The 17,443-nt window shown below is 72.9% G+C and carries 20 protein-coding genes, 1 pseudogene and 1 riboswitch; of the genes and pseudogenes, 9 read left to right on the top strand and 12 right to left on the bottom strand.

Annotation, left to right across the window (positions count from 1 at the left end; all coding sequences use genetic code 11):
- Window positions 1-2 precede the first annotated feature (2 nt).
- Window positions 3-887 carry an SDR family NAD(P)-dependent oxidoreductase gene (locus tag IG86_RS0122165; RefSeq protein WP_030898956.1) on the bottom strand — a complete coding sequence of 295 codons (885 nt, stop codon included), beginning with the start codon at window positions 885-887 and terminating at the stop codon, window positions 3-5.
- A gap of 1 nt (window position 888) precedes the next feature.
- Window positions 889-1,686 (bottom strand): acetoacetate decarboxylase family protein, encoded by a 798-nt coding sequence (locus tag IG86_RS0122160; protein ID WP_030898953.1) that lies wholly within the window; start codon window positions 1,684-1,686, stop codon window positions 889-891.
- A 115-nt stretch (window positions 1,687-1,801) separates the two neighbouring features.
- Here IG86_RS0122160 and IG86_RS0122155 point away from each other — a divergent pair, with 115 nt between their 5' ends.
- The 5 genes from IG86_RS0122155 to IG86_RS0122135 all read left to right on the top strand — a co-directional run bounded on the left by IG86_RS0122155 (window position 1,802) and on the right by IG86_RS0122135 (window position 5,429).
- The gene (locus IG86_RS0122155) at window positions 1,802-2,437 is read left to right on the top strand and encodes a TetR/AcrR family transcriptional regulator (protein ID WP_030829566.1); all 636 of its coding nucleotides are present in this window, start codon (window positions 1,802-1,804) and stop codon (window positions 2,435-2,437) included.
- Between the two features lie 48 nt (window positions 2,438-2,485).
- Window positions 2,486-3,457: a DEDDh family exonuclease gene (locus tag IG86_RS0122150; RefSeq protein ID WP_030829567.1), complete on the top strand. Its 972-nt coding sequence runs from the start codon at window positions 2,486-2,488 to the stop codon at window positions 3,455-3,457.
- Between the two features lie 99 nt (window positions 3,458-3,556).
- Entirely contained in the window at window positions 3,557-3,790 is a 234-nt protein-coding gene (locus tag IG86_RS0122145) for a hypothetical protein (RefSeq protein ID WP_075972011.1), read from the top strand.
- Between the two features lie 81 nt (window positions 3,791-3,871).
- The gene (locus tag IG86_RS0122140) at window positions 3,872-4,663 is read left to right on the top strand and encodes an SURF1 family cytochrome oxidase biogenesis protein (RefSeq protein WP_030829568.1); all 792 of its coding nucleotides are present in this window, start codon (window positions 3,872-3,874) and stop codon (window positions 4,661-4,663) included.
- A 10-nt stretch (window positions 4,664-4,673) separates the two neighbouring features.
- Entirely contained in the window at window positions 4,674-5,429 is a 756-nt protein-coding gene (locus IG86_RS0122135) for an SDR family oxidoreductase (protein ID WP_030829569.1), read from the top strand.
- A 46-nt stretch (window positions 5,430-5,475) separates the two neighbouring features.
- Here the strand turns inward: IG86_RS0122135 and amaP are convergent, their stop codons facing one another.
- The 8 genes and pseudogenes from amaP to IG86_RS38950 form a co-directional block, all read right to left on the bottom strand.
- Window positions 5,476-6,033 (bottom strand): alkaline shock response membrane anchor protein AmaP, encoded by a 558-nt coding sequence (gene amaP / locus IG86_RS0122130; RefSeq protein ID WP_030898948.1) that lies wholly within the window; start codon window positions 6,031-6,033, stop codon window positions 5,476-5,478.
- On the bottom strand, window positions 6,030-6,641 hold the full coding sequence (locus IG86_RS0122125) for a DUF6286 domain-containing protein (protein ID WP_107056266.1): 612 nt from the start codon (window positions 6,639-6,641) through the stop codon (window positions 6,030-6,032). The genes amaP and IG86_RS0122125 overlap by 4 nt, the downstream gene beginning before the upstream one ends.
- Window positions 6,638-7,036: an Asp23/Gls24 family envelope stress response protein gene (locus IG86_RS0122120; RefSeq protein WP_420894110.1), complete on the bottom strand. Its 399-nt coding sequence runs from the start codon at window positions 7,034-7,036 to the stop codon at window positions 6,638-6,640. Before IG86_RS0122120 ends, IG86_RS0122125 begins: the two co-directional genes overlap by 4 nt.
- A gap of 15 nt (window positions 7,037-7,051) precedes the next feature.
- A complete protein-coding gene (locus tag IG86_RS0122115) occupies window positions 7,052-7,237 on the bottom strand; it encodes a hypothetical protein (protein WP_030829578.1) in 186 nt (61 codons plus the stop codon).
- Window positions 7,238-7,254: 17 nt separating this feature from the next.
- Window positions 7,255-7,680, bottom strand: a complete 426-nt coding sequence (locus IG86_RS0122110; protein ID WP_030829581.1) for an Asp23/Gls24 family envelope stress response protein — start codon at window positions 7,678-7,680, stop codon at window positions 7,255-7,257.
- Window positions 7,681-7,810: 130 nt separating this feature from the next.
- Window positions 7,811-8,590, bottom strand: coding sequence for an enoyl-CoA hydratase/isomerase family protein (locus tag IG86_RS0122105; protein ID WP_030898937.1), 780 nt, complete (start codon window positions 8,588-8,590; stop codon window positions 7,811-7,813).
- Between the two features lie 157 nt (window positions 8,591-8,747).
- Window positions 8,748-8,969 (bottom strand): helix-turn-helix domain-containing protein, encoded by a 222-nt coding sequence (locus tag IG86_RS0122100; RefSeq protein WP_030010789.1) that lies wholly within the window; start codon window positions 8,967-8,969, stop codon window positions 8,748-8,750.
- A gap of 386 nt (window positions 8,970-9,355) precedes the next feature.
- Window positions 9,356-10,952 (bottom strand): annotated as a pseudogene (locus IG86_RS38950) (ABC-F family ATP-binding cassette domain-containing protein).
- 288 nt (window positions 10,953-11,240) lie between these two features.
- Between IG86_RS38950 and ypfJ the strand changes: the two are divergent.
- Window positions 11,241-12,131 carry a KPN_02809 family neutral zinc metallopeptidase gene (gene ypfJ, locus IG86_RS0122090; protein WP_030829590.1) on the top strand — a complete coding sequence of 297 codons (891 nt, stop codon included), beginning with the start codon at window positions 11,241-11,243 and terminating at the stop codon, window positions 12,129-12,131.
- A 62-nt stretch (window positions 12,132-12,193) separates the two neighbouring features.
- Window positions 12,194-12,589 carry a VOC family protein gene (locus tag IG86_RS0122085; RefSeq protein ID WP_030829593.1) on the top strand — a complete coding sequence of 132 codons (396 nt, stop codon included), beginning with the start codon at window positions 12,194-12,196 and terminating at the stop codon, window positions 12,587-12,589.
- Between the two features lie 75 nt (window positions 12,590-12,664).
- On the opposite strand, the gene IG86_RS0122080 is transcribed toward IG86_RS0122085, so the two are convergent.
- Window positions 12,665-14,089: a hypothetical protein gene (locus IG86_RS0122080; RefSeq protein WP_078848130.1), complete on the bottom strand. Its 1,425-nt coding sequence runs from the start codon at window positions 14,087-14,089 to the stop codon at window positions 12,665-12,667.
- Between the two features lie 117 nt (window positions 14,090-14,206).
- Window positions 14,207-15,337: an alpha/beta hydrolase gene (locus IG86_RS0122075; RefSeq protein ID WP_030829599.1), complete on the bottom strand. Its 1,131-nt coding sequence runs from the start codon at window positions 15,335-15,337 to the stop codon at window positions 14,207-14,209.
- Between the two features lie 309 nt (window positions 15,338-15,646).
- Here IG86_RS0122075 and IG86_RS0122070 point away from each other — a divergent pair, with 309 nt between their 5' ends.
- Both IG86_RS0122070 and IG86_RS0122065 read left to right on the top strand, forming a co-directional pair.
- Window positions 15,647-16,912, top strand: a complete 1,266-nt coding sequence (locus IG86_RS0122070; RefSeq protein ID WP_030662907.1) for an inorganic phosphate transporter — start codon at window positions 15,647-15,649, stop codon at window positions 16,910-16,912.
- 31 nt (window positions 16,913-16,943) lie between these two features.
- Window positions 16,944-17,165 (top strand): hypothetical protein, encoded by a 222-nt coding sequence (locus IG86_RS0122065; protein ID WP_030898931.1) that lies wholly within the window; start codon window positions 16,944-16,946, stop codon window positions 17,163-17,165.
- Window positions 17,166-17,333: 168 nt separating this feature from the next.
- A riboswitch (cobalamin riboswitch) is annotated at window positions 17,334-17,419 on the top strand.
- The last annotated feature ends 24 nt before the right edge of the window (window positions 17,420-17,443 follow it).

Here is a 17,443-nt window from a genome sequence, read left to right as displayed (position 1 = left end):
CCTCAGTCGAGGATGAAGCTCTCCAGGTAGGCGGGGTTGGCGCGGTCGAGCATCGACTGCGACCGGGCGCGGATCTGCCGGTCGCTGTGCTCGCTCGGGGGCAGCATCCAGAAACGGCCGGCGCGGATGCCGTCGACGACGTGCTCGGCGACCTCCTCGACCGGGGTGAAGTGCACCTCGTGGCCGGCCTGCTTCATGGCGGCCTCGTACTGGTCGAGGCTGCGGTACGGGGTCCTGCGCGGGCGCTGCTTGGCGTACCGCTCGGGCCGGTTGCGGTGGGACTCCCACAATCCGGTGCGCAGCATGTGCGGGCCGGGGAAGAGCACGGAGGCTCCGACGGCGGCGCCCTCCGCCTTGAGGTGGGCGTAGAGGGACTCGGTCATGGTGACCACGGCGGCCTTGGTGACGGCGTACACGGAGGCGGTGGGCAGCGGGGCGATGCCGCCGTCGCCGGAGGAGGTGTTGACGACGTGGCCGGGGGCGCCGCCGGCGATCATGCGGGGGACGAAGGCCTGGATGCCGTGGAAGACGCCCCACACGTTGACCGAGAAGGCCCACTTCCAGTCGTTGGGCTCGTGTTCCCACATCCGGCCCTCGGCGCCGGAGCCGACGCCCGCGTTGTTGCAGAGCACGTGGACGGCGCCGAAGGCGTCGTACGCCGCGTCGGCGAGGGCGAGCACGGATGCGCGGTCGCTGACGTCGACGGTCCGGGCGAGGACCCGGGCCCCGTCCGCGGCGAGTTCGTCGGCGGCCTTGCGCAGGGCGGCCTCCTCGACGTCGGCGAGGACGACGCTCAGCCCCTCGGCGGCGAAGCGGCGGGCCATGGCGAGGCCGATGCCGCCGGCGGCTCCGGTGACGACGGCCACCTGTCCGGATTCGAGCCGCATCTCACAGGCTCCCTTCGGGGGGTCCGTCGAGGATCTGCATCGGGTCGTCGTAGCGCTGGTGGATGTACGGGAGGAGGGCCCGGGCACTGACCCGTTCGACGACGCGGCCCTTCTGGTCGGTGGTCTTCTCGCCGATGGTGATCTCCACGATCCGGCGGACGGGGAGGTCGGCCACGGGATCGAACATGGACTCGCGCAGGACGACGTCGCCGGTGACGTGATCCAGCTTGCGGACCTTCTCGTTGCGGACGCAGTGCACGAGGACCGGGTCCGCGTCGAAGCCCGAACCGCCTACGGCGGGCAGGAACTTGAAGTAGAAGTCGGTCTTCTGGGTGGGCTCGGGCAGCGGGAGCGGGCGGTCCACGGCGCCGCGCACCTCGACGAAGGCGATGCCGTGGCGGGCGAGGACGGCCCGGACGACGAGGCCGTCGCGCTCGACGGTGACCTCGCCCAGCTTCTTCGGTTCGCCGAAGACCTCGCGGCCGCCGGTCAGGGCGCGTTCGTGGGTCATCGGCATGACCAGCGGGTACCAGCCCGCCACGCCGTCGTGCTGGGCGGCGACGGCCACCGAGCCGGCGCCGAGCGGGTAGCCGGGCAGGTCGACCTTGCTGATGTTCGCCCGTACGAGGGGCCGGTCGGCCGGCTTGAGCGGGGGCGGGAGGACCGCGGCGACCACGTCCGGATCGGTCTCCCAGACGGCCACCACACCGGTGGACCAGATGTCGGGGAGCTTGGAGCTCTTCTCGCGCGACGCGGCGATCTCGGCCTCGGTCCGCGCTCCGTACCGTACGCGTGCCATGTCTCGCACCACCTCTCGGTTCGGGTCTGTAACACAGTTACACCGCCGCCGATGAAGGGTAAAGACCCCTGCAGGCACCAGAACTGACGCATCAACAGATCGGTGGACCGCTGACATGGCCAGATCCTCGCTGACCCGCGACGAGGTCCTGGACGCCGCCGCGTCCCTGGTCAAGCAGCGCGGCCCGGCCGCCCTGACGATGCGGGGGCTCGCCGCCGAGCTGGGCACCGCGGTGACGTCGATCTACTGGCACGTCGGCAACCGCGAGTCGCTGCTGGACGCCCTCGTGGAGCGGACCGTGCAGGAGATGGGCGCGATCCGGCCCGCCGGACGTTCCCCGGCCGAGCGGATCCTGTCGGTCGCCCGGATCCTGCGCCGCGAGCTGCGCGAGCGCCCGCACCTGATCGCGATGGTCCACGAACGCGGTCTCACGGAGCGGATGTTCCTTCCGGCGCAGCAGGCGCTCGTCCACGAGGTGCACGCCGCGGGCCTGCGCGGTGCCCGGGCGGCCGACGCGGTGCGGGCGGTGCAGTTCCAGATCGTCGGGTTCCTGCTCGTCGAGCGCAACCGCGAGCGCTCCCCCGCCCAGTCCCCGGCCGAGAGCGAGCTGTGGGACCCGGCCGCGGCCCCCCACGACCCGGCGCTCGCCCGCGCGCTGGCCCGGCCCGCCGACCCGGAGCGGCTCTTCCTGCTGTCCGTACGCGCCCTGGTGACGGCCCTGCTGGCGACGGCGCCGCGGGCCCCGGGCTGACCCAGGGTGGGGCGGCGGTGTCAGTGCGTGCCGATATCCTCTGTGACCATGCTCGACGACCGTACGACCGCAGAGACGACATGGCCGACCGCGTACCCACAGGGGTACGCGGTCGTCGACGTGGAGACCACCGGGCTCGCTCGCGACGACCGGATAGTCTCCGCCGCCGTCTACCGGCTCGACGCACAGGGCAACGTGGAGGACCACTGGTACACGCTGGTCAACCCGCAGCGGGACCCGGGGCCGGTGTGGATCCACGGCCTGACCAGTGACGTGCTCGCCGGTGCGCCGCTCTTCAAGGACATCGCCGAGGAGTTCGCCGGCAGGCTCGCGGACCGCGTGCTGGTCGCACACAACGCCATCTTCGACTGGCAGATGATCGCCCGGGAGTACGCGCGCGCCGAGACGACCGCGCCGGTCCGTCAGCGGCTGTGCACCATCGCCCTGTCGAAGGAGCTGAACCTCCCGCTGCCCAATCACAAGCTGGAGTCGCTCGCCGCGCACTTCGGTGTGGTCCAGCAGCGCGCCCACCACGCCCTCGACGACGCCCGCGTGCTCGCGGAGGCCTTCCGTCCGTCGCTGCACGCGGCGGCGCAGGGCGGCGTACGGCTGCCGCTGCTGGAATGCCGGCCGCTGACGGAGTGGTCGGACTCCGCCGCCACCCCGCGCGTGGGCCACCAGGCGTCGTACCGGGGCGGCAGCTGGCGGCCCTCGCGCAAGCGGCCGCCGTGCCCGCACCCCAACCCGGGGCGGTTCGAGGACGGCAAGCCGCTGAAGCAGGGCATGCGGATCGCGTTCTCCGGCGACACCTCGGTGGAGCGGGAGCTGCTGGAGGACCGGGCGGTCGAGGCGGGCCTGCACGTCGCGACGAGCGTGTCGCGGCTCACCAGCCTCCTGGTGACGAACGACCCCGACTCGGCGACCTCCAAGACGGTCAAGGCGAAGTCCTTCGGCACCCCCGTCGTCGACGAGGCGGCCTTCACGCAGCTGCTGCGGGACGTGGCCCCGGCCGGGGAGTGAGCGGCCCGGCCGCCGCCCGTTGAGCCGGGCGGGTGTCCGCGCGACGACTCACCAGGGTGGATCTTGTTCCGTCGCTCCGCCGTGCGCAGCATGCGGCGCATGGCACGTTGTGAGGTCTGCGGAAACGACTACGGCATGTCCTTCGAGGTGCACGCGCAGGGCGCGGTGCACGTCTTCGACTGCTTCTCGTGCGCCATCCACCGCATGGCGCCCATCTGCGAGCACTGCCGGGTCCAGATCATCGGACAGGGCGTCGAGGTCGAGGGCCAGTGGTTCTGCGGCGGGCACTGCGCCCGCGCGGAAGGGAAGGTGGGCATCGTCGACCACGTCTGACCGCCGCTCCTTCTCCTTCCCGCGACCCCGGAGGGCCACCCGGCCGCCGGGGTCCTCGTCGGCCGGGGTACCGTCGTGGGCGTGTACCGCTTTGTGCTGACCCGGCAGTGGGTGTGCCTCACCCTCGTCGCCCTCGTCCTCATCCCCGTGATGATCAAGCTGGGGTTCTGGCAGTACCACCGCCATGTGCACCGGGTCGCGCAGAACCAGCTGATCGAGGCGAACCTGCGGGCGAAGCCCGTCCCCATGACCGAGGTCACCTCCCCCGGCCACAAGGTCCCCCGCGCCGACTTCTGGCGCGCGGTCACCGCGACGGGCACGTACGACTCCGCGCACGAGGTCGTCGTACGGATGCGCACCTCGAACGACGACAAGGTCGGCTTCCACGTCCTGACCCCGCTCGTCCTCGGCGACGGCCGGGTGGTCCTGGTCGACCGCGGCTGGGTGCCGGGCGGCGACGACCCGCGCGCCTATCCGCCGGTGCCGGCCGCGCCCGCGGGCGAGGTCACCGTCACCGGGCGGCTGAAGGCCGACGAGACGAGCGGCGGCAGCGGCATCAAGGACCGCAAGGGCCTGCCCGACCGTCAGGTGATGCTGATCAACAGCGGTCAGCAGGCGGAGTACCTGGGCCGGCCGGTCCTCGGCGGCTACCTGGAGCTGACCGATCCGGATCCGGGCGACGGCGGTCCCGAGACCGTCACCGACCCCGACCACGACTCGATCGGCGCCCACATGGCCTACGCGGTCCAGTGGTGGCTGTTCGCCTCGGCGGTGCCGGTGGGCTGGCTGGTCCTCGTCCGGCGCGAGAAGCGCGACCGCGAGGAGGCGGCGGCCCGGGCCGAAGCCATCGAACAGGAGCCCGCGACGGCGTAGCGTGTCGGGCATGGATCTTGGACTGAAGGACCGTGTCTACATCGTCACCGGGGCCAGCCGCGGCCTCGGTTTCGCCTCCGCCCGGGAACTGATCGCCGACGGCGCGAAGGTCGTCGTGACGGGCCGCGACGAGAAGCGGACGGCCGAAGCGGCGGCCGCACTGGGCCCCAACGCCGTGGGTGCGGCAGCGGACAACGCCGACCCGGCGGCGGCCGGCCGGCTCATCGCCACCGCGCGCGAGCGCTTCGGCCGCTTCGACGGCATCCTCATCAGCGTCGGCGGCCCCGTCCCCGGCTTCGCCGTCGACAGCACCGACGAGCAGTGGTCGGCCGCCTTCGAGTCGGTCTTCCTCGGCGCGGTGCGCCTGGCCCGGGCGGCCGCCGCGGTGCTGGGCGAGGGCGGCGTCATCGGCTTCGTCCTGTCCGGCTCGGTCCACGAGCCGATCCCGGGCCTCACCATCTCCAACGGCCTGCGTCCGGGCCTGGCCGGCTTCGCGAAGTCCCTCTCGGTGGAGCTCGGTCCGCGCGGGATCCGCGTCGTCGGCCTGCTTCCGGCCCGTATCGACACCGACCGGGTACGGGAGCTGGACGCCCTGTCCGGGGACGCCGGGACGGCCCGCGCGGGCAACGAGTCCCGCATCCCGCTGCGCCGGTACGGCTCTCCGGAGGAGTTCGGCCGCGCGGCGGCGTTCCTGCTCTCGCCTGCCGCCTCGTACCTGACGGGCGTGATGCTCCCGGTCGACGGCGGCTCCCGGCACGGCTTCTGACCCCACGTCGCGGCAGCCGTCCGCCGGGCGGCTGCCGCGGCGGCCGTCAGCTGACGCGGCGGGCCCGGTGGGAGGTGACCTTGAAGCGGGCCTCCGCCGGCAGGTGGGCAAGGCCCGCGGAGGTCCGGGCGTGGGTCAGGACCGGCCCCGCCAGACCGGCCAGCGTGTCGGCCGGGACGGCGTGGGGCTCCAGCTCCACCGCCACCCGCAGGGCGGGAGAGCCGCGCCTGCCGTGCAGGACGACCCGGCAGCCGGCGACCCCGTCCAGGGCGCCGGCCTCGGCGGCGACGGCGTCCGCCAGGGCGCGGCCGCGCAGCACGGCGAAGGCTCCGTCCCCGGTGTCCACGGCGACCGTCCGCAGCCGTGCGCGTTTCAGCTGGGACAGCAGCCACCACAGGGCCAGCAGCAGGCACACGACGAGCGCGGCGATCAGCACCCACCACCACCAGCCGTCGGCGTGCAGGTACCGGCGCCGGTCGGCGGCGCTCAGCAGGGGCGCGGCCCGACCGCCCAGCGGCCGTACGGCCGTCAGCAGGACGACCCCGGCCGCCAGCAGTACCGCGCCGGCCACCGCCAGCAGGATCCGGTTCACGGTCCCGATCAATCCGCTCGCCTCCTGACCCGTAGGCGGGGCCGCGGCGGGTGCACGAGGCCCAGTTCCTCGATGCCGACGGCGATCACCGCGTCCAGGTCGGCGCGTACCTCGTCCAGTTCGCGGAAGTGGGACGTGGCCCGCACCCGGACGCGGGAGCGGCCCATCCGGACCCGGGCGGACCGTACCCCGGGCACTTCCATGGCCCGGTCTCGCAGCACCTGGGCGGCGTCCTTGCGGCCGATCCCGGCCCGCAGCGGGGGGCGGGACGCCTCGACGGCGTCCTGGCCGGCCTCATGGCCGCTGTCCTGGCCGGTGTCCTGGCCGGCGTCCTGGCCGGGGCTCCTCATCATCAGGATGCTGCGGATCCCGGGGGTGAAGGCCAGCAGCAGGAGCACCACCCCGGCCAGGGCCAGGGCCACGCCGGCCAGTTGCACCCCCGGGTCGGCCGGGGTGTGGACCTCCAGCCGGTGGGCGAGTTCGCGGCGCCAGGCCATGGCGGGGCGGTCGGCCCGCACGGCGGCCAGGTCGTAGAGGAACAGGCCGGCCACGGCGAGCACGAGCAGGGCGACGAGGGCCGCGGGGATGCGGCGGGCGGAGCGGAAGCGCCGTGCCGTCACCGCAGCCGCCGGTCCCGCCCGGAGCCGGTCCGGGTGTGGATCGAGTGCAGGTGCTCGATGTCGACGTCCACCTCGGGGACGGACATGTTCGCGCACTCCTCGACGCGGCGTACGACGCTGCTGCGAACGGCGGCGCACTGGGCGGCGAGGTCGGACGGGTAGTCGAGTTCCAGGCTCACCCGGACCCGTGCGATGTCGTGGTGCACGGTGACGGTGGCGTGCGGGGGCGCGCCGGAGGTGCCGGCGAGCGCCTCCCGGGCGGCCTGTGCGGCGATCTTGGCGACGACCCGGTCGGCGATCCGGGTGGCCCCGCGATCGCCGGCGGCCACCGCGGCCGGGGTGGCGCGTGCGCCGGTGTGCGGCGCGGCCGGGCCCGGCGGGGTGGCCTGCGGCAGGCTGCTCACAGCCGCTCACCCCCGCCGGTCGTCGCGGCGGCGGAACAGGTCCCCGGGATCCAGATCCCCGTCGAGGAAGCGACCGGCGACGAAGCCGACGGCTCCGAGGGCAGCGACCAGCAGGAAGGCGCCGAAACCGCCGAAATAGCCGGCGAACCCCAGGGCCATGCCGGCCAACATGCCGGCGACCGCCATGCTCATGTACGGGCTCCTTTCGGCTACTGGAGTCGGGACTCCGGCTCCTCGTCGGGCTCGTCGGGCAGCTTGACGTCACTCACGGCGATGTTGACCTCGACGACCTCCAGGCCGGTCATGCGCTCGACCGCGGAGACGACGTTCTCACGGACCGCCCGTGCCACGTCACGGATCGACACGCCGTAGTCGACGACGATCTCCAGATCGAGGGCGGTCTGGACCTCGCCGACCTCCGCCTTGACCCCGCGGCTGACCGCGGCTTTCCCGCCGCCGGGAACCCGGTCGCGGACGGCGCCGAACGTACGCGAGAGGCCACTGCCCAGGGCGTGCACGCCGACCACTTCACGGGCGGCGAGGCCGGCGATCTTCTCGACCACCCCGTCCGCGATGGTCGTGCGCCCCCGGTCGCCGGGTGCCTTGTGGGAGCCCCCTGATGCGGTGTCGGTCATCGCGTGTCCCTTCACGTATACGGACTCACTCCGCACCACGTTAGGCGCGCGGAGGCGAGAAGGCGCCCCAGGGCTACGCCGGTCGGCGTGGTCCCGGGGCGCCTTCTCGCCTCCGCGGTAGGAGTGGGGGTCAGTCCGAAAGGCCCGCCAGGTCCCGCAGGCGACGGGCCTGGGCCGCGCGCTCGGCGGCGCGCTGGTCGTCGTAGGGGCGGGCCTGCGCGGAGCGAAGCAGGGTCTTCGTCTCGATCACGGCGTCCCGCGGCGGGGCCAGCAGGGCCGTGGTCAGGTCCTGGACCGCGGCGTCGAGCTCGTCCGCCGGGACGACCAGGTTGGCGAGGCCGACCCGCTCCGCCTCCTCGGCGTGCACGAAGCGGCCCGTCGCGCAGATCTCCAGCGCGCGGGCGTAGCCGACCAGGGAGGCCAGCGGCTGGGTGCCGGCCAGGTCGGGGACCAGTCCCAGGCTCGTCTCGCGCATGGCGAACTGCACGTCGTCGGCGACAACGCGCAGGTCGCACGCGAGTGCGAGCTGGAAACCGGCGCCGATCGCGTGCCCCTGCACGGCGGCGACGGAGATGATGTCGTTACGCCTCCACGAGGTGAATGCCTCCTGGTACTCGGAGATCGTGGCGTCGAGCAGTTCGTCCGAACCGCGCGCCAGATCGAGGAAGGACGGCTCGCCCTCGAAGCCTTCGGGGGTGAACGCCTGCCGGTCGAGCCCGGCGGAGAAGGACTTGCCCTCGCCGCGCAGCACGACGACCCGGACGGTGCCCGGCAACGACCTTCCCGCCTCGGCCAAAGCCCGCCAGAGCGCGGGGGATTGGGCATTTCGCTTGGCCGGATTGGTCAGTGTCACCGTGGCGACCGTGTCGTCGACGGTGAGTCGTACGCCGTCCTTGTCGAGCAGAGCCATCTGTATGCCTCCGGTGTGCAGTCGGCCGCAAGCTCGGCCTAAGTGACTGCACAGTAACCACCCAGTCGGCCGGGAGGCCGACCGGGGGTCACCGGAGGGAACGTCGGATCATGTGAGCCTTGGAGCCGTTGGAGCGTTGGAACCGATGGACCCGGGGTCAGGCCGTAGCCGCCTTCTTGCCGCGCGTCGCGCCACCGCGGCCGCGCAGCGAAACCCCGGACTCACTGAGCATCCGGTGGACGAATCCGTAGGACCGGCCGGTCTCTTCGGCCAGCGCCCGGATACTCGCACCGGAGTCGTACTTCTTCTTCAGGTCTGCCGCGAGCTTGTCGCGCGCGGCGCCGGTAACCCGGCTGCCCTTCTTCAGAGTCTCGGCCACCCGTGCCTCCTCGTGGGAAGTGCGCTCTGGACTTCTCATGATCACCCCTCCCCGGCTTCCTGGCCACCCATTCAGCAAGGTCGGTACGGCGGCATTTCCCGAGCCGTGGACACCCGAGCAGAACGGAATCTCCCCTTCCGCCGCATGACTTCCGTCACACTTCGCCGACTGCCCCAGAAATCTCCAGGTCAGGGGCCGGACCGGGAAAAACCGACGGCCCCGGTCGCGCACCTTCGCTGGTGCGGCCGGGGCCGTCGTACGACGCGCAACGGTACGAGACCGTCTCACTCAGATGATGGATCACCCCTGAGCCGAATGATCCATAAGGAACTGGATCAGTGCCGGGACGCCATCCCGGCACCGCCCCGGCACGGCCGGGGCGACGGTCAGGCGAGGGCCACCAGGTCCCGGTAGTCCGGTCCCCACAGGTCCTCGACACCGTCGGGCAGCAGGATGATCCGCTCCGGTTCGAGGGCCTCGACGGCGCCCTCGTCGTGCGTGACGAGGATGACGGCGCCCTTGTACGTGCGCAGCGCGCCCAGGATCTCCTCGCGGCTGGCCGGGTCGAGGTTGTTCGTGGGCTCGTCGAGGAGCAGCACGTTCGCCGAGGAGACGACCAGCGTGGCCAGGGCCAGACGGGTCTTCTCGCCGCCGGAGAGCACGCCCGCGGGCTTGTCGACGTCGTCGCCGGAGAAGAGGAAGGAGCCGAGCGTCTTGCGCACGGCGACCAGGTCCAGGTCGGGCGCGGAGGAGCGCATGTTCTCCAGGACCGTGCGCTCCGGGTCCAGGGTCTCGTGCTCCTGGGCGTAGTAGCCGAGCTTGAGGCCGTGGCCGGGGACGACCGTGCCGGTGTCGGGTTTCTCCGTGCCCGACAGCAGGCGGCAGGGTGGTCTTGCCGGCGCCGTTGAGGCCGAGGATGACGACGCGGGAGCCCTTGTCGATGGCCAGGTCGACGTCGGTGAAGATCTCCAGGGAGCCGTACGACTTCGACAGGCCCTCGGCGGTCAGCGGGGTCTTGCCGCAGGGCGCCGGGTCCGGGAAGCGCAGCTTGGCGACCTTGTCGGAGACGCGGACGGCCTCCAGGCCGGACAGCAGGCGCTCGGCCCGCTTGGCCATGTTCTGCGCGGCGACCGTCTTGGTGGCCTTGGCGCGCATCTTGTCGGCCTGCGAGTTCAGGGCCGCGGCCTTCTTCTCGGCGTTCTGGCGCTCGCGCTTGCGGCGCTTCTCGTCGGCCTCGCGCTGCTGCTGGTAGAGCTTCCAGCCCATGTTGTAGACGTCGATCTGGGCGCGGTTGGCGTCCAGGTAGAACACCTTGTTCACGACGGTCTCGACGAGGTCGACGTCGTGGGAGATGACGACGAAGCCGCCGCGGTAGTTCTTGAGGTAGTCCCGCAGCCAGACGATCGAGTCGGCGTCGAGGTGGTTCGTGGGCTCGTCGAGGAGCAGGGTGTCGGCGTCCGAGAAGAGGATCCGGGCCAGCTCGACGCGGCGGCGCTGACCGCCGGAGAGGGTGTGCAGCGGCTGGCCGAGGACCCGCTCGGGCAGGCTGAGGGCGGCCGAGATCGTCGCGGCCTCGGACTCGGCGGCGTACCCGCCCTTGGTGAGGAACTCGGTCTCCTGGCGCTCGTACTGCTTGAGCGCCTTCTCGCGGGTGGCGCCGGAGCCGGTGGCGATGCGCTCCTCGTTCATCCGCATCTTCTTGATGAGGACGTCGAGGCCGCGGGCGGAGAGGATCCGGTCGCGGGCCAGGACGTCGAGGTCGCCGGTGCGCGGGTCCTGCGGCAGGTAGCCGACCTCGCCCGAACGGGTGATGGAGCCGCCGGCGGGCTGGCCCTCCCCCGCGAGGCACTTGGTGAGGGTGGTCTTGCCGGCGCCGTTGCGGCCGACCAGGCCGATGCGGTCGCCCTTGGCGATGCGGAAAGAGGCGGACTCGATGAGGACGCGGGCGCCGGCGCGCAGCTCTACGCCGGTGGCGGTGATCACGGAAATACTCCAGGGCGGGTGGGGACGGCGGAAGGGGGCGGGAACGCGAGGCTTCGACGCCGCTAATCCGCGAGGAGATTTGCCATGGGAGACATTCTACCGGGGGTGTGCAACTGGTTTCCGGGGCGGCGGCCGGGCCGCCCGGGCGCCGAGGTCCGCTCCCCCGTGTCCCCCGTCCGGCCCAGTCACCCCGGGGCGCGGGTCGTGACGAATGGGTCGATACTCACCGCAGGGGCGGTCACGCGGCCGCACCGGCTTCACGGCCGGGCGGATGGAGGGCGGTGCGGGATGCAGTTCGACGACAACGCCGATCTGGACACGTCCGAGGTCAAGGACGTGCGTGGCAGTCGCATCCCGGGCGGCAGGGCCACCATCGGCGGCGGCCTCGTCGGCATCATCGCGCTCATCATGGGCCTGCTCTTCGGCGTGGGGCCGGAGCAGCTGGGGCTGTCCTCCGGGGACGAGGAGCCCGCCCCGGCGGCGTCCTCCGTCAACCAGGTCCAGCAGGCGTGCAGGACGGGCCAGGACGCGAACGCGCGCGAGGACTGCCGGCTGGTCGCCGTGGTGAACAGCACGCAGGACTTCTGGCGGCAGGAGTTCGCGCGGCGCCAGGGCCAGTACGGTCCGGCGTCGACGGTCTTCTTCACCGGGCGGGTGAACACCGCCTGCGGGGCCGCCACCGCGGCCGTCGGCCCCTTCTACTGTCCCGCCGACCGGCAGGTCTATCTGGACCTGGGCTTCTTCAACGAGCTGCGGACGAAGTTCGGCGCGAGCGGCGGCCCCTTCGCCCAGGCGTACGTCGTCGCCCACGAGTACGGGCACCACATCCAGAACCAGCTGGGCACCCTCCAGCGGGCCCAGGACGGACAGCAGGGCGCGAACAGCAACGCGGTCAAGGTCGAGCTGCAGGCCGACTGCTACGCGGGGGTGTGGGCGCACAACGCGACGCGGACCCCGGACGAGTCGACCGGGCGTCCCCTGATCACGAACCTGACCGACGAGGACATCCAGGACGGGCTGGACGCGGCGGCCGCGGTCGGCGACGACCGCATCCAGGAGAAGTTCCAGGGCCGGGTGACGCCGGAGGCCTGGACGCACGGCTCGGCCGAGCAGCGCCGGCAGTGGTTCTACCAGGGCTACCGGACCGGCGACATGGCCCGGTGCAACACCTTCCGCTGACCGTCGGCGGCGCCTGCCATGCTGTGTGACGCGGGTCACCGTCACGAGAGGGAGTGATCGTCATGGCAGGCGTTCCGTCCATCTGTCCCACGCTGGTCTACCGCGACGCGAAGGCGGCGATCAAGCTGCTGACCGAGGCCTTCGGCTTCAGCCAGGTCGCGGTGTACGAGGGGGACGACGGCTCGGTGGTGCACGCGGAGCTGGCGTACGGCAACGGCGTGGTGATGCTGGGCAGCAAGGGCACGGGCGGGGCCTTCGACAAGGCCATGGAGGGCGCCGGCCCTTCGGGGGTCTACGTCGTGGTCGACGACGTGGACGCCCACCACGGGCGGGCCGTCGAGCACGGGGTGGAGATCCTCATGGGACCCACCGACCAGGACTACGGCTCCCGTGACTACATGGCCCGGGACGGCGAGGGCAACATCTGGAGCTTCGGCACGTACGCGCCGCAGGTCTGAGACCGGCCCGCGTCCCGTGCCGCGGACCCGGCCCGGCCCGGCCGGACCCGCGGCGCGGACGCGCGTAGCGCCGCGTCAAGCGCCGCCGGTGTGGACCTGGAAGGCGGCCCGCCGGACGGCTTTGGCCAGGGCCGGGTCCGGGTGGGCCGCGGCCAGTGCGACCAGCACCTGCACGGTGCGCGGATGGCCGACCGCGCGGACCTCGTCCAGCAGCCTGGGGACGGTGGTGCGGACGGCCGAGTCCAGATGGCGGGCCAGCAGCTCGGCCTCGCCGTGGTCGGCGATGGCGGCGGCGGTGTCCACCCAGAGCCAGGTCGACTCCTCGGCGGTGAGCACGTCCTGGGCCTCGTCGGGGTCGATGCCGTCGTGCTCGGCGAGCCAGAGCAGCGCGTACGGGCGCAGGGCGGGCTCGCGCACGGTGGCGCGCACCTCGGGCTCCGCGGGGGCCCCGACCACGCGCAGCGCCTCGAAGGCCAGGCCGCGCAGCAGGGCGTCCTCGCCGCGGGCCGCCTGGATGAGTTCGGCCACGGCGTGGCCGACGGGCCGGGCGGCCAGCCAGGCCCGGTACTCGGCGCGGGCCGGTCCGGGGGTGAGCCGGGCGCAGCCGTGCAGCATGGCGGCGGCGGACTGCTCGATGTTCCCGGCGGGGCTCTGCGCCGCGACGCAGATCTGCTCCAGCTTGACCCAGACGGCCCAGCTGCCGAGCGGGGTGAGGGTGGCCCGGGCGGGTCCGAGGGTGACGGCGTCCACGGCGGCGAGGCCGCCGAGCGCCCAGCGCAGCAGCCGGGCGAGCGGGACGGGGCGGGCCTCGGCGGCGCCGGCCGCGGAGGTCAGCGCCGTCGCGGGCTCGGCCTCGTAGGGGATCTCGCAGCGCTCGTCGCGCAGTTCGGTGACGCGCTGCCCGAGCAGGTCCAGCAGGTCGGGGACGCTCACGGGGCCCGCGGACAGCTGGAGCAGGGAGAGGAGCTGGGGCATGGCCTCGACGACCTCGGCGACGGCCGCGGGGGCGATGTCGGCGGGGGCCGGGTGGACCAGCGACCAGGCGTCGAAGAGGGCGACCCAGCCGCGCAGTACGGCGGTGTCGTCCCGGTCCCAGGCGCGCAGCCGCCAGCCGGGGCGGGCGTGGCCGCCGTGCACCTCGACGAGGCCGGCGAGGCGGGCGCGGTCCCAGCCGACGCGGATCTGGCCGTGCGTCAGGCCCAGCTCGTCGGCGGCGCGTTCGACGTCGGGGGCGGGCAGGGCTCCCGTCGGGGCCGGCCGGCCGCCGTCCGCGGCACCGAGGTTGCGCTCGGCCCAGCGGGTCAGGCGCACGGCGTCCGCCAGCGAGGCCCGGGCCCGGTTCGCGAGGTCGGCCGTGGCCGGGGTGCCCGCCGGGGGCCGCGGGGCGGGGCGGGTCCGGCGGTCGGTCACCGCCTTGCGCGCCGCGGCGACGGAGCGCGGGGAGACGAGTCGGAGTCTGGAGTCGCGAGCCAACTGCTCATCAGGCTTTCGGGACGTCACGGAAGCAGTCTCGCCCGTCACTGGCCGAAAGCCCAAACGGAATCGGCTCCTTCCACCACTCGCCCGAGGGGCAGACCGGGACAACCCGCCCGCAGGGCCCGGTCCGTCACACGGCCTTCACATCAGAGGGGTGAGGAAGCGGCGCAGGACTTCCTCGTAGCCGGCGGGATCGGCGTTCCACATCGCCCCGTGCCCGGCGCCCCGCACCGTGTGCAGGGTGATCAGGTCGGGACGGGCGGCGGCGAGCCTGCGGGAGGGCTCCCAGGGGGCGAGCACGTCGTCCGGCCCGTGGAAGATCAGTACGGGGACCCGCAGCGCCCCGGGGTCGGCGCCCGGCGGCAGCCGGTCGGCGCGCAGCCCCGCGCGACCCTCGGCGGCCCGGACCGCCAGCGGCAGCACGGGGGCCGGGGTGCCGCGCGCCGCGGCGAGCGCGCGCAGGGTGGTGTGCCAGTCGAGCACGGGCGAGTCCAGCACGAGGCCGGCGATCCGGTCGGCGAGCGCCGAGCGCTCGACGGCGCGCAGGGCCATGGTGGCGCCGGTGGACCAGCCGTGCAGGATCACGCGCCGGGCTCCGTAGCGCAGGGCGTAGCGGACGGCGGCGTCCAGGTCCCGCCACTCGGATTCGCCGAGGTGGCCGAGGCCGTCGAGGGGTTCGGGGGCGCCGAGGTCGCCGCGGTAGCCGAGGTCGAGGACGGGCAGCCGGTGGCGGTGCAGGAAGGGCATGACCACCATCGGGTGCTCGCGGCTGGTGCCGAGGCCGTGGACGGTGATCACCCAGGTGTCCCGGGCGGCGGGCACGAACCACGCCGGGAGCGCGCCGAGCTCGCCGGGGACGTCCACGTCGGCGTGGTCGAGGCCGAGGGCGGTGCGCGGGTTCCCGAGGTGCACCTGGGAGGTGAGGGTGACCCGGGTGCCGGGGTCGAGCCTGCCGTGGGTGACGGAGAGGAGCCTGCGCACGACGGTGTCCGGGCCGTGGTCGGCGTCCGGGAGCACGGGCCCGACGACGGCGTGCACCCCGGGCGCGACGAGGCCGTACGTGCCGGGGCGCAGGGAGGCGAGGGAACGGGTCAGCGCGATCCGGCCGTCCCCGGCGGAGTGGACGCTCAGCCGGGCGCCGCCGGGTAGCGGCGTGCCGGGGCGGGGTCGCAGGGCGGCGTCGGCGGCGTACCGGCCGGCCGCGACGGCGGCCACCCCCGCGCCGATGAGGGTCGTCGTGACGGCCGCTGCCGCCGCTGTAACGGTACGCACCGTTCCAGTGTCGTCGCGCAGAGTCGGGCGGGCCACTGGAGGGGGCCGTTCCGGGTCTACGCGGGGAGAGTGATCTGGGTCTCTTTCGGGGGGCGGCAGGGGTGGCCGGGGGCGCATCCGGGGACGTGCGGAGGGGTTCATTCACCCGGCTTTGACGTGCATTAATGCCGAAATCTACGTAAGAATCAGGACGAATGTCCCGATCGCGCGCCGTGCCCGTACACCGCTCCGCCGGAGCCAGTTCACCTTCCGTTCATCCAGGTTGCCTACGTTCGCCGAGCCACTGACGCCAAACAGAAGCCTGGGTAAATGGAGCACATAACGCTTCTCCTCGGGATCGTGATCATCACCGCTCTCGTGTTCGACTTCACGAACGGTTTTCACGACACGGCCAACGCGATGGCCACCACCATCTCGACCGGCGCCCTCAAGCCCAAGACCGCGGTGGCCATGTCCGCCGTACTCAACCTCGTCGGCGCATTCATGTCCGTGGAGGTCGCCAAGACGATCTCCAAGGGCCTGGTCAACGAGGAAGGCATCCAGCCAGAGGTGATCTTCGCCGCGCTGGTCGGCGCCATCCTCTGGAACCTCGTCACCTGGTTGGTCGGACTCCCCTCCAGCTCCTCCCACGCCCTGATGGGCGGCCTGATCGGCGCAGCGGTCGCCTCCGCCGGCATCGGCGCGGTCAACGGCAGCGTCGTCGTCACCAAGGTGCTCATCCCCGCGATCGCCGCCCCGCTGGTGGCCGGCATCGCCGCGTACCTGGCCGCCAAGGTCACCTACAAGCTGGGTGACAAGGTCGGCGGGAAGACCGCCACCAAGGGCTACCGCGCGGGTCAGATCGCCTCCGCCGGTCTGGTCTCCCTCGCGCACGGCACCAACGACGCGCAGAAGACGATGGGCATCATCACCCTGGCCCTCATCGCCGGCGGCGCGATCGCGCCCGACGCGAACCCGCCGGTCTGGGTCATCGTCTCCGCCGGTCTGGCCATCGCCATGGGCACCTACCTGGGCGGCTGGCGCATCATCCGCACCATGGGCAGCGGCCTGACCGACCTGCAGCCGCAGCAGGGCTTCGCCGCCCAGACCTCGGCCGCCTCCGTCATCCTCGCCTCCTCCAACCTGGGCTTCTCGCTCTCCACCACCCACTCGTGCTCCGGTGCGGTCATGGGTGCGGGCCTGGGCCGCAAGGGCGGTGTGGTCCGCTGGTCCACCGCGACCCGCATGTTCGTCGCCTGGGGCCTGACCCTGCCGGCCGCCGCGCTGGTCTCGGCCGGTGCCGAGCTGGTCATGCGCGCCGGTGACATCGGCATCGCCGCCGTCACCGTCTTCCTGGTCGGCTCCTGCCTGGCCATCTGGCTCATCTCGCGCCGCCAGGTCGTCGACCACAACAACGTCAACGACGTCGAGCAGGCGGACGCCGAGGCGCCGGGCGTCGTCACCACGGCCATCGCGGCCGTCACCGTCCCGCCGACCGTCGCCGCCGCCGGCACCACCGCCGCGGTCACGGACGAGGACCTCAAGGCCACCATCCCGGCCGCGACGACCCCGGCGGCTCCGGCCGCCACGGTCTGACCGAGACAGAGACACAAGAGGAATCGGCAGTATGAAGATCGACTGGGAAGCGCTCGGCTCCGTTTTCGGCGTCAGCCTCTTCGCCACCGTCGCCCTCGTGGCCCTCTTCACCCTGGGTCTGGTGGGCCTGTCCAAGCACGAGGCCGCGACCGAGCAGGGCGGCAGCGCCACCCTGGCCCGCAGCGGCGCGTACCTCTGCTTCGCGCTCGTCGCGGCGGCGGTGTCGTACGGGATCTACCTGATCGTCGCCTGATCCCCCGCCACGGCGCGGGTATGGCGTGAAAGCTCGCGAAAGCTCCCTCCGGGTTCGTCCCGGAGGGAGCTTTCGCATCTCCCGACCCTGCCGCGCCGCAGGTCAACGGCGAGTTGACGGGCCTTCCGGGTGCGTGGTGGACTGCCCGAGCCAATACGGCGGCATGGAGAGGAAGTCCGGTGCGATTCCGGCGCGGTCCCGCCACTGTCACCGGGGAGCGCACGCCGCGCGTGCGCCCCGGGAGCCAGGAACTCTCGCCGCCGGACACGTCGAACCAG

This window comes from Streptomyces virginiae (assembly GCF_000720455.1).
In the GTDB taxonomy this organism is placed as follows: domain Bacteria; phylum Actinomycetota; class Actinomycetes; order Streptomycetales; family Streptomycetaceae; genus Streptomyces; species Streptomyces virginiae.
Note: the sequence above shows the minus strand (reverse complement) of the source record. Positions and strands in the feature narration are given on the sequence as shown.

Excerpts from the sequence above, each read along its gene's own strand:
- IG86_RS0122145 (WP_075972011.1), top strand. The coding sequence starts at position 3,557 with ATGGCACGTTGTGAGGTCTGCGGAAACGACTACGGCATGTCCTTCGAG.
- IG86_RS0122115 (WP_030829578.1), bottom strand. The coding sequence starts at position 7,237 with ATGAGCATGGCGGTCGCCGGCATGTTGGCCGGCATGGCCCTGGGGTTC.
- IG86_RS0122065 (WP_030898931.1), top strand. The coding sequence starts at position 16,944 with ATGAAGATCGACTGGGAAGCGCTCGGCTCCGTTTTCGGCGTCAGCCTC.
- IG86_RS0122105 (WP_030898937.1), bottom strand. The coding sequence starts at position 8,590 with ATGGCTCTGCTCGACAAGGACGGCGTACGACTCACCGTCGACGACACG.
- IG86_RS0122135 (WP_030829569.1), top strand. The coding sequence starts at position 4,674 with ATGGATCTTGGACTGAAGGACCGTGTCTACATCGTCACCGGGGCCAGC.
- IG86_RS0122070 (WP_030662907.1), top strand. The coding sequence starts at position 15,647 with ATGGAGCACATAACGCTTCTCCTCGGGATCGTGATCATCACCGCTCTC.
- IG86_RS0122150 (WP_030829567.1), top strand. The coding sequence starts at position 2,486 with ATGCTCGACGACCGTACGACCGCAGAGACGACATGGCCGACCGCGTAC.
- IG86_RS0122155 (WP_030829566.1), top strand. The coding sequence starts at position 1,802 with ATGGCCAGATCCTCGCTGACCCGCGACGAGGTCCTGGACGCCGCCGCG.
- IG86_RS0122110 (WP_030829581.1), bottom strand. The coding sequence starts at position 7,680 with ATGACCGACACCGCATCAGGGGGCTCCCACAAGGCACCCGGCGACCGG.
- IG86_RS0122085 (WP_030829593.1), top strand. The coding sequence starts at position 12,194 with ATGGCAGGCGTTCCGTCCATCTGTCCCACGCTGGTCTACCGCGACGCG.
- ypfJ (WP_030829590.1), top strand. The coding sequence starts at position 11,241 with ATGCAGTTCGACGACAACGCCGATCTGGACACGTCCGAGGTCAAGGAC.
- IG86_RS0122165 (WP_030898956.1), bottom strand. The coding sequence starts at position 887 with ATGCGGCTCGAATCCGGACAGGTGGCCGTCGTCACCGGAGCCGCCGGC.
- IG86_RS0122160 (WP_030898953.1), bottom strand. The coding sequence starts at position 1,686 with ATGGCACGCGTACGGTACGGAGCGCGGACCGAGGCCGAGATCGCCGCG.